The following is a 13948-nucleotide window of genomic DNA, read 5'->3' as shown; positions in this document are numbered from 1 at the left end:
AGAGTAGAAACTGCAATTTGGTAAAGGTATTTTATTAATAGACAATTAGAATTGTGAAAATGAAGGTGACCTTATCTTTTCTGAGGAGAAAATGATGGAGCAAAATATGAAATAAATGATTACATATTATAGTGGAGTAGTTTGTTTTTGTCTTACTAATAAAAAAGTCGATCAATTAGAGTTGCCTTATATGGTTAGTGATAATTCTAATTTGTTTAACACACCATTTACTGGTTCGATAGATACAAAGAAAATACAACAATAGGGCTTTCGACTTCTGATAGAGTAACAAGTAGAAGTCATGATTTCAGAATAAAGTTTCTCCTAAAGATTTGGTGCGCCTAGGACATATCTCTATGGAAGATATTATAGAATATGGGGAATATCATCAAAACGAAATTTTATAAATATAAAACAATAATAAATGCGATTCAAATGAAAAAAATACGTTCTGTTTTTACGGTAAAAAGAAAAGAGTTTTTGACTCCTAATTTTATACGTGTCGTTTTTGAAATGACAAATGAACAATGTAAAATACTCGCAAATATTCGGGAAGGCTCAAATAATAAAATCTTTATTCCACCTAAAGGTGTTGAACTAATTTACTTTCCAAATAAAGGAGTTAGTCTTAATTCAGAATTAGTAGCTATGGTGCGAACTTACACCAATAGGAAAATTGATTTGGTGAAAAAAGAATTAACGATAGATTTTGCTACTCATGGTAATGTTAGTCCTGCTTCTGCTTGGGCGATGTATTCTAAAATTGGTGATCCTCTAGGTATTGCGATGAAGGATACAAAGCGTCCTTTAATTAACAAAGCTAATCATTATCTGCTTGTAGGAGATGCTACTGCAATTCCCGTTATTGCATGTATTTTAGAAAGTCTTTCTGCAGATGTTTGTGCAAAAGTTATATTAGAAGTTCCTACTAAAGATGATGAAATGATAATGTGCTCTATGGCAAATGTAGAAATAGAATGGTTACATAATTACAATCCTAAGAAAGGAAGTTGTTTAGCATCAAAAGCTTTAGCATATCAATTTGAAAATAAAAATGCATGTAATTTTGTTTATTGCGCTGCAGAATATAGTACAGTAAAAGAAGTTAGAGAATACTACCGTAAAACGTTGAATTGGGCTACAGAAATGATTTATACTTGCAGTTATTGGAAAGCAGGAATAGCTGAGGGAGCAAATGGTCAAGTTAATCATAGTCTAGGTAGATAGTAAACTTTTTGGTGTTTTATTGGTACATTTGTCTTATACTGATTTCTAAGTAATGGAAGAATTATTAATTTCCTATATTAAAAGCAAAATATCCATTACCGATGAGGATATTGTAAACATTTTGTCTTATTTCAGACCTTTAAAATTGAAAAAAAATGAGTTACTTCTTACACATGGACAGTCTAGTCAACGTACCTATTTTGTAACGAAAGGATGCTTACGCATATTTTTTATCAATGAGGATGGACAAGATTCTACACGATATTTTGCTTTTGAAAATCAGTTTGCAACAGCTTTGGTGAGCTTCATAACTTCCGAGCCTTCTGAAGAATATTTACAAGCAGTAGAAGACTCGGAAGTTTATTATATAACACACAAAGATTTTTATCATTTGCTAGAGATTGTTCCACAATGGGAAAAGTTCTATAGGATCTATCTTGAGATTGCATATGTTACCAATACCAAAAGATTAATGTCATTCTTAATTCAAGATGCTTTAGAAAAGTATCGTCAACTATTAGATGAAAATCCAACTATTGTTCAGCGATTATCCAACAAAATGGTAGCTTCTTATCTTAACATATCGCAGGCAACATTGAGCCGTCTAAAACCTAAACTTTTTAGTGATAATAATCCATATTAATTTAAAAAAATGATTGATCAATCCTCAATATCTAATATTTATTGTGGTACTGTGATTCACCATGCTCAAATTGCTAAACACATTTACCATATCAAGATTCAAAGTATGAACCTTTCCAAACTTAAATATGTTGCAGGTCTTACCACAGAAATCTATTTGTCCAATCCTTTTTCTAATACAAAAACCTTGCTTCGTAAATTTTCAGTTTGGAATTTTGAACCAGTATTTAACACTATTGATTTTGCCATTAATACATATTATAATGGAGAAAGTGCAACCTGGATAAAATCAGTACAACTTGGAGACAAAGTTTTCTTTAAAGAACCTAAGGGAGAACTGTTACTTGATGATACAGCAACAGAATATTTATTAATCGGAAACATAACTTCTCTGTCTTATTTTTATGAACTGAATAGAGCTATTTCGATAAGTAAAAATGTCTATAGTCTTATTTTTACTAATAATACCAATCAAATTTTTCCCGACATTGATCATAGTTTTCCGTTAAATTCTTATCTTCTTGATTCTAAATCTCCTGATGATATAATAAAACTTCTAGAACTTCATCTTCCAAAACTTGAAGATAAAGCTGTTGTTTATGTTGTGGGTGACTCCAAAGAAATATCTCTTATAAATAAATTTTTGAAGAATTTCTTTAATCATTCTATTCTAAAAATACATTCCAAAAGCTTTTGGGATAATGATGAGGTGGGTTAAATCTTAATTATCAAGTATTTAGCTTTAAACAATGGTTAGTTTTCTAAGTGATAAGTTTGTATATACCATGTTCGGTATTCTACTAATGTGATGTTCGCATTAGCACTTATAATTTTTCAACAAATTTTTCAAATGTTTTATTCTTATTGTATAAAATTGGGCCATGTCCAAAACAAATAATTTGTGGATTTAGTTTTGATAATTTAAATAACGAATTTATATTTTCGTCTCTGTTTGATGTGAAAATAGAAGGGGGTAAGTGTAATCCTTGGATAGTAGTCAAAAGATTCATATTTGTTGCAGCATCTCCAATTATCAAAATCCCATCTTGTTCTCTAAAAAAAGAAATATGACCTTCGGAATGTCCAGGAGTTTCTATTACTTTAAAATTTCCAAGGGTATCATTCTCTTTTAATGTATGAGAAACTTTATGGCCTTGTCCAGCCCAATATTTTTGCTGAAACCGTGCAATAATGTTTTTGTTTGACGGATAATCTTTCGTTACAAAACCTGACTCTGTACGCAATACTTCTTTTTCATGACAATATAATGGTACATTGAAGTGATTACATATTTTATCACTAGAACCTTGATGGTCAGCATGAGCATGTGTTAAGGCATGTGAATAAATGGGAACTTTCTTTATACACTCTGAAATTTTATTAAAAGAAGCTCTTATTCCAGAATCGATTAAAACGCCTTCTATAATATAGCAATTGATGCTGTTTTTGGGCAGTAGTGGAATATGATAAACGTCTTTGGCAATCTGCTGCATAATTTAATTTTCTCAAAAATACTATTACGCTCTGCTTATTTATAGGACATTTGTCCTAAAATGTTTGAAATGAAATTCCCTTTTTTACTCGTGTAAGAGTCCTCTGTGTAATGCCTAAATAAGATGCAATATGATTAACACTTGCTCTTTTTGCAATTTCTGGTTTTTCGTTAAGAATATGTAAGTATTTATCTTTTGCAGAAGTGTTTTTTAGATAATTAAGATAGTTTTCTTTCTCGATAAACTCTTGTTGAATTATAAAATTTTGAACAGATATCCATGATGGAAATTTTTCCATTAAATACAAAAAATTTGTGCGATTGATAACTAATAAATCACAGTCTTCAATAGCCTGAATACTTTTTTTTGATTTTTTTTTAGAAATAAAGCTTTCATAAGAAGTGATAAACTGATTTTCAAATTTGAAACAAGTAGTATTGTCTTCGCCATTTTCTGCTATAGAGAAACTTCTAACACCTCCTTTGAATATAAAAGCAATTTGATCACACAATTTTTTTTCTGAAACAAAAAAATCATTTTTCTTTATTATTACATTTTCAAACATAGTAACAGAATATTCAATTTCGTCGCTGCTCAATATATTAAGTTGAGATAAATATATTTTTAATTTTTCTTTCATTTATCAAAGCGTTTCTTGTGATATTACTGCTAATTCGACGAGTATTTCGAATGAATAGGAGAGAAGTTGGGAAAATTCGTCTATTCAAGCAATAACTCTTTTCTAAAACTAAATTAGTTTATTGCTTTTAGAAAAACAATTACAGTATCGGAAAAAATAGAATAAAGTTGGTTTTATCCTGAATCTACAAACAGTTTATACTATAAATATCACTAAAAAGTATTGAAATAATATTCATACTATTTTTTTAATTTTAATACTTTTCTTTTAGCCATAAACTTGCTTTTACCAAAAGAATTAAAATAGGGACTTCCACTAACGGACCTATAACACCTACAAATGCTTGCGGAGAATTGATACCAAATACTGCGATAGCAACAGCAATTGCTAATTCGAAGTTGTTTCCTGTTGCTGTAAATGCAATTGATGCATTTTTATCGTAAGGAACTTTTAGCCATTTATTGATAAAGAAGCTTACAAAAAACATTAGTACAAAATAGAGGATTAAAGGGATTGCTATTTTTACGACATCTAATGGTAATTGTACTATTTTATTTCCTTTCAAACTGAACATTAATATAATGGTAAACAATAAAGCATATAAAGTTATAGGCGATATTTTAGGAATAAATTTTCTGTTGTACCATTCCAAACCTTTTGATTTAATCAATATGTAACGACTTACAAACCCTGCTATAAAGGGAATCCCTAGGTAGATTAGCACACTTTCTGTCACATCTTTCATTGATACATTCACATTGAAATTAGCTAATCCTAATTGATTAGGTAAAACATTAATGAATAGCCAAACCAACAAACTGTAAGAAAGTATTTGAAATATACTATTCAAGGCTACTAACATTGCTGTATACTCTCGGTTTGCTTTGGCTAAATCGCTCCAAACAATTACCATTGCAATACATCTCGCTAAGCCTATTAATATCAAACCTGTCATATAATCAGGCTCATTTCTTAGAAACAAAACAGCTAAGCCAAACATCAACAATGTACCAACAAACCAATTGAGAAATAAAGATATACCTATTATCTTTTTATCCTTAAAAGCTTGAGGTAATAAAGAATAATCTACTTTTGCCAAAGGTGGGTACATCATTAGGATCAATCCTATTGCTAACGGAATATTAGTAGTACCGACACTCAATGAGTTTGTAAGGATTGAAATTGATGGAAATAAATAACTCAAACCTATACCGATTGCCATTGCGAGGAATATCCAAAGAGTGAGGTATCTGTCTAGAAATTTTAGTTTTGGTTGCATACTTATTTTGTTATTTGCGAAAAAACATAGAACATTTCTGTTGCTATTTCAGTACTTCTTTGTGTATAAACAAGATTTTGTTGTGGTGTACCATCTGAAGTTTTGGGATCTTCGAAATTTAGAGGTATTCTTTTTTCTGCACCCACAATAAATGGACATTCGCCATCTGCTTGTGAACAAGTCATAATTGCTCCAAATTGGTTTATAGGATTAAAAGAGTTGTCATATTTTTTTGAAAAACCAATAATTGGAAGTGAATTTTCGTCATACTTAATCACATAAATTGAATTTGTACTTTCTGCAATTTTGAAAATATGAAAGCCTTGGTTACTTAATGTTTCTACTACTTTTGAGAATAGCGCCGTTTCTTCTGTTCCACCTGAATAACAAAAAACATTTTCAATATGGTGATAAAAAGCTGCCATTTGTGCCCAAACTTGTGAAAAATGGCTTCGACGTGAATTGTGTGTGCAAATAAAGTTAAGATTTACAGTTTGTCCATTGTCTACTTTTTGTTGAATGTATTCTACTAAAGGCTGTAAAACAGCCTTTCTACCTGTAGATATAGCCTCAAAATTTTGAAACTTAGTTATGTTTTCTTTTAATATTGAATACATTTTTTTTGATTTTTAACAACATCCTGAGTTTGGTGTGCAACAAGACGATTGAATCTCAGATAATTTCACTTTTGGCTTTTTATTTGGAATTCCACATGCATCTTCTGCTAAACATGCCGTTTGTTTATTCTTTAAAACAAAATGTTTACCATTGAATTCTAAATTATATTTACCAATTGTTTCGGCTTGATATTCTACTTCTATTTCACCGTTTTCAATTCCTAATTTGCTTTCTGAAAGCTGGATGATATGAAGTAATTTAATAGGTTTTAAACGGTGTTCAAAATCGTCAGCATTCCATAATTGAAAATTCACGACTTTTTCAGTTCTTATTGTTCCACCACAATCAATAAAGTTTTTTGTGATTTGTCCTACTTCTGTTACATGAAAATGTTCTGGTACAAATGTCCCATCTTCTAATTGAAATTCAACATTGTCTAAATTTGGCAATATCTCTTTGATTTGTTCAAGTGTCATATGAATTGAGTTTTTAAATTTATATTATCAATCGTAATATTACGATGTATTTGGATTAAAAAAAATGCCTTTAACAGCATTGATTAACTTTCACATCTTGTTGAAAGAATGTAACTAATTCGCTTTGTATTTCTTTCCAAACTCTCTCTTCAATACAATAACAAACAGACTTTCCTTCTACAGAACCTTGTATAATTCCTATATTTTTTAATTCTTTCAAATGTTGAGAAATGGTTGCTTGCGCTAATCCTAATTCATCGACTAAGTCGTTACAAATACACGCTTTTTGATTGATTATATGTTGCAAAATAGCAATACGAGCAGGATGTCCCAAAACCTTAAACATTATTGCTAATCGATTTTGCTCTTCTGTAAACATCTCCGTTTTTGTGATTCCCATTTCTAATTTTATTATATCGCAATATTACGATTTTAATTTTAAAACCTTATAATTAATCTCTGTTATTTTAATACATACATTTAGTTTTAAAAAACAAAAATCTCGTTTAAAAGATTTTAAGGAAGTTGTATTTTACTTTAGAGTTACGTAATTGCTATAGAAGTTATTTTTTAGTTACTTTAAGTCGTATGCATAACCAATTATTTTTAGATCATCTTCTAGTTGTTCCCAATCTTCTAGTTCTTCTACAATTTTTAAAACCATTTCTTTTGTCAAGGTTTTTCCGTTATAGATTTCTTTTACAGTTTCTAATGGGATTCCTGTTTCTATATAACTTTCTTCAAAATATTCTGTCGCCCAATCAATATAAGTTTGCGGATTTCCATCAAAAATTTCTAAAAACTCATCAGAACCATCTTCAAAATGTTCAAGTTTACCCGTTTTCCATTTGTTTTGTTCAGTTGTCCAAATACAAAATGTTGTCCCGATTGATTGTACAGGTTCTCCAAAAATAAATTCATTAAATATTTCAGGCATTTCATGAGTTAATTTTTCTTTTGCAGGAAGTTTTTCTTCAAAATCGTAGAGTTCGTGAGCAAATCCATTTATTATACAATCCTCTTGTTTAAATAAAATTAGTATATGGTCTCCTTCTCCATTTCTAATTTCGAAAAATTCTTCATTTACAGACCATTTGTTGTTATATGAATAGTAACGATATTCCCACTCTTGGGAAAGAATAGCATCTAAAACAGAAATCGCTTTGCAAATTTTTTGTAATTTTTTTGGAGCAGGAAGTGAATTTATCTGTTTAGTTGAAATCATTTTGATGTGTTTAATTTTGTCAGGTTTTGCTTTTAATTACTTAAATATACGAATGTCTTTAATTTACTATTTTTCATGTTTAAAATATGTATTATCAATTATTTTAATCAATTCGAAAGCTTAGTTATTGAAAGCTGGTTCTAGTAAGAATATTTTCTATAATATACCTCTGGATTTTCTTTTTTCTTATTTCTTTTCTCAATCCAATTTCCAAATTTATCGTTTTTATACGTATATTCTTTATGATTATAGGACCATGTATTGTTATTAGAACTAGTAAAAGTTGTAATTTTTGCCTTATTAAGACTATCAATATTGTATTCCTTGTTGAAATATTCTTTTCTCCAAGTTGTTACCGTTTGGTCATTGTTATATTTATATACTTCAACACGTCTATTCTCATTTACTTTAGTAACTCCATTTTCAATCTCGTTCCAGACTCCTGATTCTACGAATTTTATACGACGTCCTTTATTATCGTATTTATTTACATTGCCAAAATAAATTGTATCTGATTTTGTTTCTCTCAATCGTTCAATTAATTTATTGTCAATTTTATCCAAAAAATAAATATATTTTTGAACAAACTTCCTTCCTAAAAAATCTTCACTCGAGTTAAGTACTAACTCATTATTGTTAAATTTATAAATATGACAATTGGCATCAATTTTAATAGAATCATTTTCAATGATCTGGTAGCAAGTCTCTTCAATTGTTTTAGGATTATTGTTTAAAGTATCTGCTTGAAAAATTAGAGTATTTGGTTTATTATATGTGTCAATTGAAATTAGTGAGTCTAAAGAATTGTCAAATTTTTCTAGTTCTGTATAAATTTCTTCTTTAGAAGGATTACAACTTAGTAAAATAATAAAAAAAGAAGTAAAAATATATGTAGATTTCATTTATTCTGATTTTTTAGTAAGTGTACAACATTTTTTACAAAGTAAAATATTATCTCGTTTCATAAAACATTTTTTATATATCTGTATTTCGTAAGATTAAACTCAAATATCCAAAAACTATCTCACAATAAATTATAGTTTTACACAAAAAAATATTTTAAAAAATAAATGAGGTTTGTTATATAGTCTTTTATTTGTGCAACAGTTTCTCCTGTTAATTAACAGCACAATATTTCAACGATTTTTTTTGATACTACAAAGCTCTTAAATAAATATTTTTTTCCATTTAGCAACAGTATTTCTGCTTAAATTAAAATGATTAGCCAATTGAGAATTGTTTAGATTATGTTTTTTCTGATAATCTAATATCAATAAAATATCTTGTTTTGAATAAGATCTGAATTTTTGATTTACTTCGATATTGTTTTTATATTCTTCTTGAAAAATTAATTTATTCAATTCTAAAATATCTAAAATATTTAAATCTTGTTTATTTAGAATTTCTTGACATTGTAATAATTTATCAGGATAAAGATCATTTATTATATCTGTATAAAGTGTTTTATAATTTATCTTGGTTTTCATTGATTTGAGTTTAAAAAGCCACTAATCACTAAGAAATGATTAGCAGCTAATGGTTAATTAGAATAGGTTAAATTAGTAATTAGAGAGTATCATTTTATTTATCCAAATTTTTATACTTACTTATCCATTTATACAAAGTTGTTTTTGGGATGTTATAGCGTTCTATTATTTCAGTTTTTTTCATTTCACCTGTTTTTATTTTATTTAAAATATAATCTATGACTTCTTTTGTGTAAACATTTTTACGAAATTGGGGTAAAGAAGACGGTATATTTTCATGAAATTTTTTGTAGCTTGTATTTCTCACAGGAGCATATAAAATTAAGTGCTGCGAATACAAACGAAAAAAATCATACTCTAATAATTTACTCCATCTCAATAAAACATCAGTACTCATATTTTCCATATTGTACATTTCACTTATTTCTTGTTCTGTACATTTCATAAAATTACAGATGCGATACAACTCAATTTCTCTTTCTTGGACTAGCTCTTTTATCAATATTCCGATATGAATTATTTTGAAATTCATTTGCTTATTTTTTAGAAGAGATTTGTTGAAATTTAATCCTATCTCAAACGTTTTAAAGTCACTTGTGAGACAGGACCACTTCCAGTAAAACCACTACTTAGATGTTTAATGGTGACACTTGTTGTATTTAAAAACCTAAATGAATAGGTATGACTTGCTAACATAGGTATAGCTGTTATTAAAGTAAATGTTTGATATCCTCCAGTCGCAGCAACAAACTGATCACTAACTCTAGCTACCCAATTTCCTACGGTGTTATCCCATACACCTATAACAGGTGAAGTATTATTGGTAGTTGAAATTTGCATATTCATATTTACATGATAAATACCATCATTACTCACTTTAAAAGAATTACTAGTTGTAGTACCTAAATACGTATTCTCATTATCAATTATCTCATTATTTAAATTACCTATTGCTACACCTGGTCCTGATGAGGCTCCTGCATTAGTATAATCAGCAGTCATTTGCAATGTGATTTCTTGCGCAATCATAAGTTGTCCATCTATAGAAATTACTGTTCCTGTAGCTAAATCGGGTAATGTGGGAATAGATAATGTTTTCCATTCAGGAGCACTATTAGCACCTTTTGAAACCAAAACTTGTCCACTTACTCCAGGGCTTCCTTGAGTAGAAGCATTGCCTCCGACATTAAATTCTTTTGTTAATTGTAAATCTCCATTTACATGCAATGTTTTTTGTGGATTTTCTGTATTAATTCCGACTTGTGAAAATAGTGAAACGGATGAAAATAAAGACATTAAAACGATTAAATGTTTTTTCATAATTTTAAATTGTTTAGTGATTATTTAATAAATAGTCCTAGTTAGACTATTTGTTCATCACATTGATTTACAGTATAGTGTATTATAATTATGATTTACAATTAAGTAAGCATTTAATACGTGATTATTAATTTTATAAAAAAATATAAATGCTCTTAAAACATTATTTCTCAACAATTTGCTTTTTTAAAGAAAAAGAATACCTTTGTACAAAAGTAGTCTAACTAGGACTACTTTTTTTTTATTAAATTCGTTCATTATTAGCACTTTAATAAAAAAGAAAATATTAGGTAATATCTTCTTTTTTAAGCAAAAGCCACTAATCACTAGAAAATGATTAGCAGCTAATGGTTAATTAGAATAGGCTAAATTAGTAATTAGATATCTATTTGGTTGAATTTTTATATTTACTAATCCATTTATACAAAGTTGTTTTTGGGATGTTATAGCGTTCCATTATTTCTGACTTTTTCATTTCTCCTGTGTCTATTTTATTTAAAATATAATCTATGACTTCCTTTGTGTAAACATTTTTACGAAATTGGGGTAAAGATGATTTATAATTATTGATTACTTTCTCACTATCATCTTTTTTAATAGGAGCATATAAAATCAAGTGTTGAGAATACAAACGAAAAAAATCATACTCTAATAATTTACTCCATTTTAATACAACTTCAAGTTCCAAACTGTTCATACTGTACATTTCATTTACTTCTTGCTCTGTACATTTCATAAATTTACAAATACGAGATAGTTCTATTTTATTTTCTATGACTGCTTGATTGATTAAAGTTCCAATATGTATTTCTTTGAAATTCATTATTGTATATTTTTATTTCCAGTAACTCCAATGGTTTCCATCAAATACAGCTAGTGTTTTACTCACCGTATCATAACATATCATACCAGGATAAGGACTTTTTACAGTTGTGTGAGGATTTGCTATTTTTGGAAGTACCATTGCTTTGCTATCCGATTCTAATACTAAAACTCCTTTTGCATTCGTTGTTTGCGCTCCTATAATAACTCCGTTTCCTAGTTCTTCTGAATTATTATTTATAATTTGAGAAGTATTACCACTACCAGAAAGTGTTACCCATAAATTTTTTTCATACATTTTTACTTTCTTATCCGATTTATCAAATAAAAAAGTTCCATTATTATTAATGGTTGACTCTGCTAATGCATTGGTCACATTTTCTATTGCAGGAAGAATAATTCCGTTAGTATTTGAAGAAGTATTGCTAAAATATAAAATTGTAGATTGATCTTCATTAATTTGATTATCCCCAATTAATACTTGTGCTGTGGCAGTCGATAATGTACAAACTGAAATTAAAAATATTATTTTTTTCATTCCTTTTAAATTTTGTTAATTGAATTAAATTTGACAACTTTTGATCTATTATTTTTGATGAATTAATTATTACAATCTTGTTTAATACATTTCCATATACTCCCATTATAGAGACTGACACAATTTGCATTGATATCATAAATGATCATTCCTTCTTTAGGCTCAGTAATCATTGTATTGTTTTGAACTCTAGTGATTACAAGACCTGTTGATTTAGATTCTAAAGCGATAAATCCATTAGGAATATTTTCTGGCCATCCAACTTGTTTTTGTAAATTAGTAATACCTACTCTAGTAGGTGTACCATTCATATTAAAGTTTCCAGGCTTATAACAAATAGTTGTTGTATCAGTATCACTGGCTGTATTATTGGCTAGATTGATATCGTTCGACGAATTAACAGGAGCATTTATTGTAGCTTTATTTGTCAAATCGCCAACATATGTGTAAGGAACATTAATAATAACCTCATAGGTAACTTTTGCTCCTACAGGTAAGTTTACTTTATCATTAATAGCTCCAATTTGAGTACCTATAACATTACTTGTAGCTCCACCAGAGAGCGAAGTTACTCTATAGCTCATATTACTAGAAGGAATATTTAAAGGTAAAGGGTCTGAAACTGTGGCTCCTAATGTTCCATAAGGACCATTGTTTCCTGCAACAATAGTATAAGTATTGCTAGTACCTGGAATATATTGAGTTTTATTATCAGTTTTTGTAATATATAAATCTATTCCTAAAGTAAAAGAAGAAAGAACACAATGTGCACCATCATTTCCAGAACTTGGTGGAGCTCCTGAAATAAGAGTTCTTTCACCTGTTAATATATTGAATTGATAAAAATTACCAGAATTTTCAGAACCATATAATTCCCCAGTAACTACTCCCATCATAGCTCCATAGACTTGATTACCAGCATATGAACTGCCAATAAAATTAACAATACCTGTTTGTGGGTTTATTGTATAAAGTTTACCATAATCACCAGGGCTATTTGTATCTGAAGCACTATTGACACCATATAATAAGCCATTTATAGGATTAAATGCAAAATCAGCAGAATAAATCTTTCTACTTAAAGTTATTTTTGTAGAAGTTAATGTTGTTAAATTCACTTTATATAAAGCATCAGTAAATGTATTATCCATCACATAAAAATTTCCTACATCATCTATCTCTCCATTAATATAAGTCGCCACTGGTAATTTATTAATATTACCAATTGGAGTTACAATACCATTAGTGGGATTAATCTTTACTATCTCATTTGAATTTGAAACTTTAATTGCATATAAAAAACTATCAACTGGATTATATCCCATTGCATTATAATTAAAACTATTAGCTAGCCCAATATTATTATAAGTGAATGGATTAGTTGATGTGTCTACTAATTTAAGCTGGTTAGTCTGAGATAAGAAAATGGATGGGTTACATTGTAAAGTTTTTTTAATGCTTCTCTTACGAATATCTTGTTGTGAGAATAGAAATATGGATGAAAATAAGCTCATCAAAATGACTAAATGTTTTTTCATAATTTTAAATTGTTTAGTGATTATTTTATGAATAGTCCTTCCTAGACTATTTATTCAGTGTATTGATTTACAGTGCAATAAATTATAAAAGTGATTTTTAGTTAATTACTCATTTAATAAGCAATTAAAAACACCTTTGTTTTAAAAAAAGAATACTTGAAAAGAGAGTTAAGACAGTATTTTTCAGTAATTTGCTTTGTTTTTAAAAAAAGAATATATTTGCATAAAAAGTAGTCTAGGAAGGACTACTTTTTTTTGTTAAATTCGTTCATTATTAATTTATTAAATCTGATTGAATGACATTTAATTTTTTCTTGCCTGATAATGGAGACCTAAAAAATATYCATCTTTCTTTAATTGATCAATCTCAAAATAAAAAATATACATTCAGAACTTCTCTTCGAATAAAAGCTGATCAATGGGATGATAAAAAGCAACGTCCATTCAATATTTATCTTAAAAAATATAAAAAGCTAAACCGGCAATTGGATAAAATTAAATTGCAGGTTACAGAACATATTGTTTCACAACGAGATCTTCATAAAATTCCACTTCAGCGCGAACTTTCTAAGGAAATAAAAGATGTTTGTATCAACAAAGAGAAACAATTACCTGAGAATTCTCTTTTGTTTTTTATGGAGAA

18 protein-coding genes and 1 pseudogene are annotated in these 13948 nt (G+C 28.5%); 5 read left to right on the top strand and 14 right to left on the bottom strand.

Annotated elements, in window-relative coordinates:
- Positions 1-115 precede the first annotated feature (115 nt).
- From E4J94_RS17975 to E4J94_RS13425, 4 genes are all read left to right on the top strand, one after another.
- Complete coding sequence (locus E4J94_RS17975; protein WP_135836318.1) at positions 116-265, top strand: 3,4-dihydroxy-2-butanone-4-phosphate synthase; 150 nt, start codon at positions 116-118, stop codon at positions 263-265.
- Between the two features lie 170 nt (positions 266-435).
- On the top strand, positions 436-1227 hold the full coding sequence (locus E4J94_RS13435) for a siderophore-interacting protein (RefSeq protein ID WP_135836317.1): 792 nt from the start codon (positions 436-438) through the stop codon (positions 1225-1227).
- Between the two features lie 52 nt (positions 1228-1279).
- Positions 1280-1870, top strand: a complete 591-nt coding sequence (locus E4J94_RS13430; protein ID WP_135836316.1) for a Crp/Fnr family transcriptional regulator — start codon at positions 1280-1282, stop codon at positions 1868-1870.
- 9 nt (positions 1871-1879) lie between these two features.
- Positions 1880-2587, top strand: a complete 708-nt coding sequence (locus E4J94_RS13425; RefSeq protein WP_135836315.1) for an FAD-binding oxidoreductase — start codon at positions 1880-1882, stop codon at positions 2585-2587.
- Between the two features lie 106 nt (positions 2588-2693).
- Here the strand turns inward: E4J94_RS13425 and E4J94_RS13420 are convergent, their stop codons facing one another.
- The 14 genes from E4J94_RS13420 to E4J94_RS13355 all read right to left on the bottom strand — a co-directional run bounded on the left by E4J94_RS13420 (position 2694) and on the right by E4J94_RS13355 (position 13305).
- Positions 2694-3365 (bottom strand): MBL fold metallo-hydrolase, encoded by a 672-nt coding sequence (locus E4J94_RS13420; protein WP_135836314.1) that lies wholly within the window; start codon positions 3363-3365, stop codon positions 2694-2696.
- A 52-nt stretch (positions 3366-3417) separates the two neighbouring features.
- On the bottom strand, positions 3418-4002 hold the full coding sequence (locus E4J94_RS13415; RefSeq protein WP_135836313.1) for a Crp/Fnr family transcriptional regulator: 585 nt from the start codon (positions 4000-4002) through the stop codon (positions 3418-3420).
- Between the two features lie 253 nt (positions 4003-4255).
- On the bottom strand, positions 4256-5281 hold the full coding sequence (arsB, locus tag E4J94_RS13410) for an ACR3 family arsenite efflux transporter (protein WP_135836312.1): 1026 nt from the start codon (positions 5279-5281) through the stop codon (positions 4256-4258).
- A gap of 2 nt (positions 5282-5283) precedes the next feature.
- Positions 5284-5898, bottom strand: a complete 615-nt coding sequence (locus E4J94_RS13405) for a low molecular weight phosphatase family protein (RefSeq protein WP_135836311.1) — start codon at positions 5896-5898, stop codon at positions 5284-5286.
- A gap of 12 nt (positions 5899-5910) precedes the next feature.
- Positions 5911-6375, bottom strand: coding sequence for a DUF6428 family protein (locus E4J94_RS13400; RefSeq protein WP_135836310.1), 465 nt, complete (start codon positions 6373-6375; stop codon positions 5911-5913).
- Between the two features lie 70 nt (positions 6376-6445).
- Positions 6446-6775, bottom strand: coding sequence for an ArsR/SmtB family transcription factor (locus E4J94_RS13395; RefSeq protein ID WP_135836309.1), 330 nt, complete (start codon positions 6773-6775; stop codon positions 6446-6448).
- Between the two features lie 174 nt (positions 6776-6949).
- The gene (locus E4J94_RS13390) at positions 6950-7600 is read right to left on the bottom strand and encodes a hypothetical protein (RefSeq protein ID WP_135836308.1); all 651 of its coding nucleotides are present in this window, start codon (positions 7598-7600) and stop codon (positions 6950-6952) included.
- 140 nt (positions 7601-7740) lie between these two features.
- On the bottom strand, positions 7741-8502 hold the full coding sequence (locus E4J94_RS13385; protein ID WP_135836307.1) for a hypothetical protein: 762 nt from the start codon (positions 8500-8502) through the stop codon (positions 7741-7743).
- A 264-nt stretch (positions 8503-8766) separates the two neighbouring features.
- Positions 8767-9087, bottom strand: coding sequence for a helix-turn-helix domain-containing protein (locus E4J94_RS13380; RefSeq protein ID WP_135836306.1), 321 nt, complete (start codon positions 9085-9087; stop codon positions 8767-8769).
- 94 nt (positions 9088-9181) lie between these two features.
- Positions 9182-9619, bottom strand: coding sequence for a transposase (locus E4J94_RS13375; RefSeq protein WP_135836305.1), 438 nt, complete (start codon positions 9617-9619; stop codon positions 9182-9184).
- Between the two features lie 38 nt (positions 9620-9657).
- The gene (locus tag E4J94_RS13370; protein ID WP_135836304.1) at positions 9658-10407 is read right to left on the bottom strand and encodes a hypothetical protein; all 750 of its coding nucleotides are present in this window, start codon (positions 10405-10407) and stop codon (positions 9658-9660) included.
- A gap of 385 nt (positions 10408-10792) precedes the next feature.
- Complete coding sequence (locus E4J94_RS13365; protein WP_135836303.1) at positions 10793-11230, bottom strand: helix-turn-helix domain-containing protein; 438 nt, start codon at positions 11228-11230, stop codon at positions 10793-10795.
- Positions 11231-11242: 12 nt separating this feature from the next.
- Entirely contained in the window at positions 11243-11767 is a 525-nt protein-coding gene (locus E4J94_RS13360) for a hypothetical protein (RefSeq protein ID WP_135836302.1), read from the bottom strand.
- Positions 11768-11829: 62 nt separating this feature from the next.
- Positions 11830-13305: a DUF11 domain-containing protein gene (locus tag E4J94_RS13355; protein WP_135836301.1), complete on the bottom strand. Its 1476-nt coding sequence runs from the start codon at positions 13303-13305 to the stop codon at positions 11830-11832.
- Between the two features lie 296 nt (positions 13306-13601).
- On the opposite strand from E4J94_RS13355, the pseudogene E4J94_RS13350 reads away from it, so the two are divergent.
- A pseudogene (locus tag E4J94_RS13350) lies at positions 13602-13948 on the top strand (phage integrase SAM-like domain-containing protein); the annotation flags it as partial.

Source organism: Empedobacter tilapiae (assembly GCF_004785645.1).
GTDB classification, from domain to species: Bacteria; Bacteroidota; Bacteroidia; order Flavobacteriales; family Weeksellaceae; genus Empedobacter; species Empedobacter tilapiae.
Note: the sequence above shows the minus strand (reverse complement) of the source record. Positions and strands in the feature narration are given on the sequence as shown.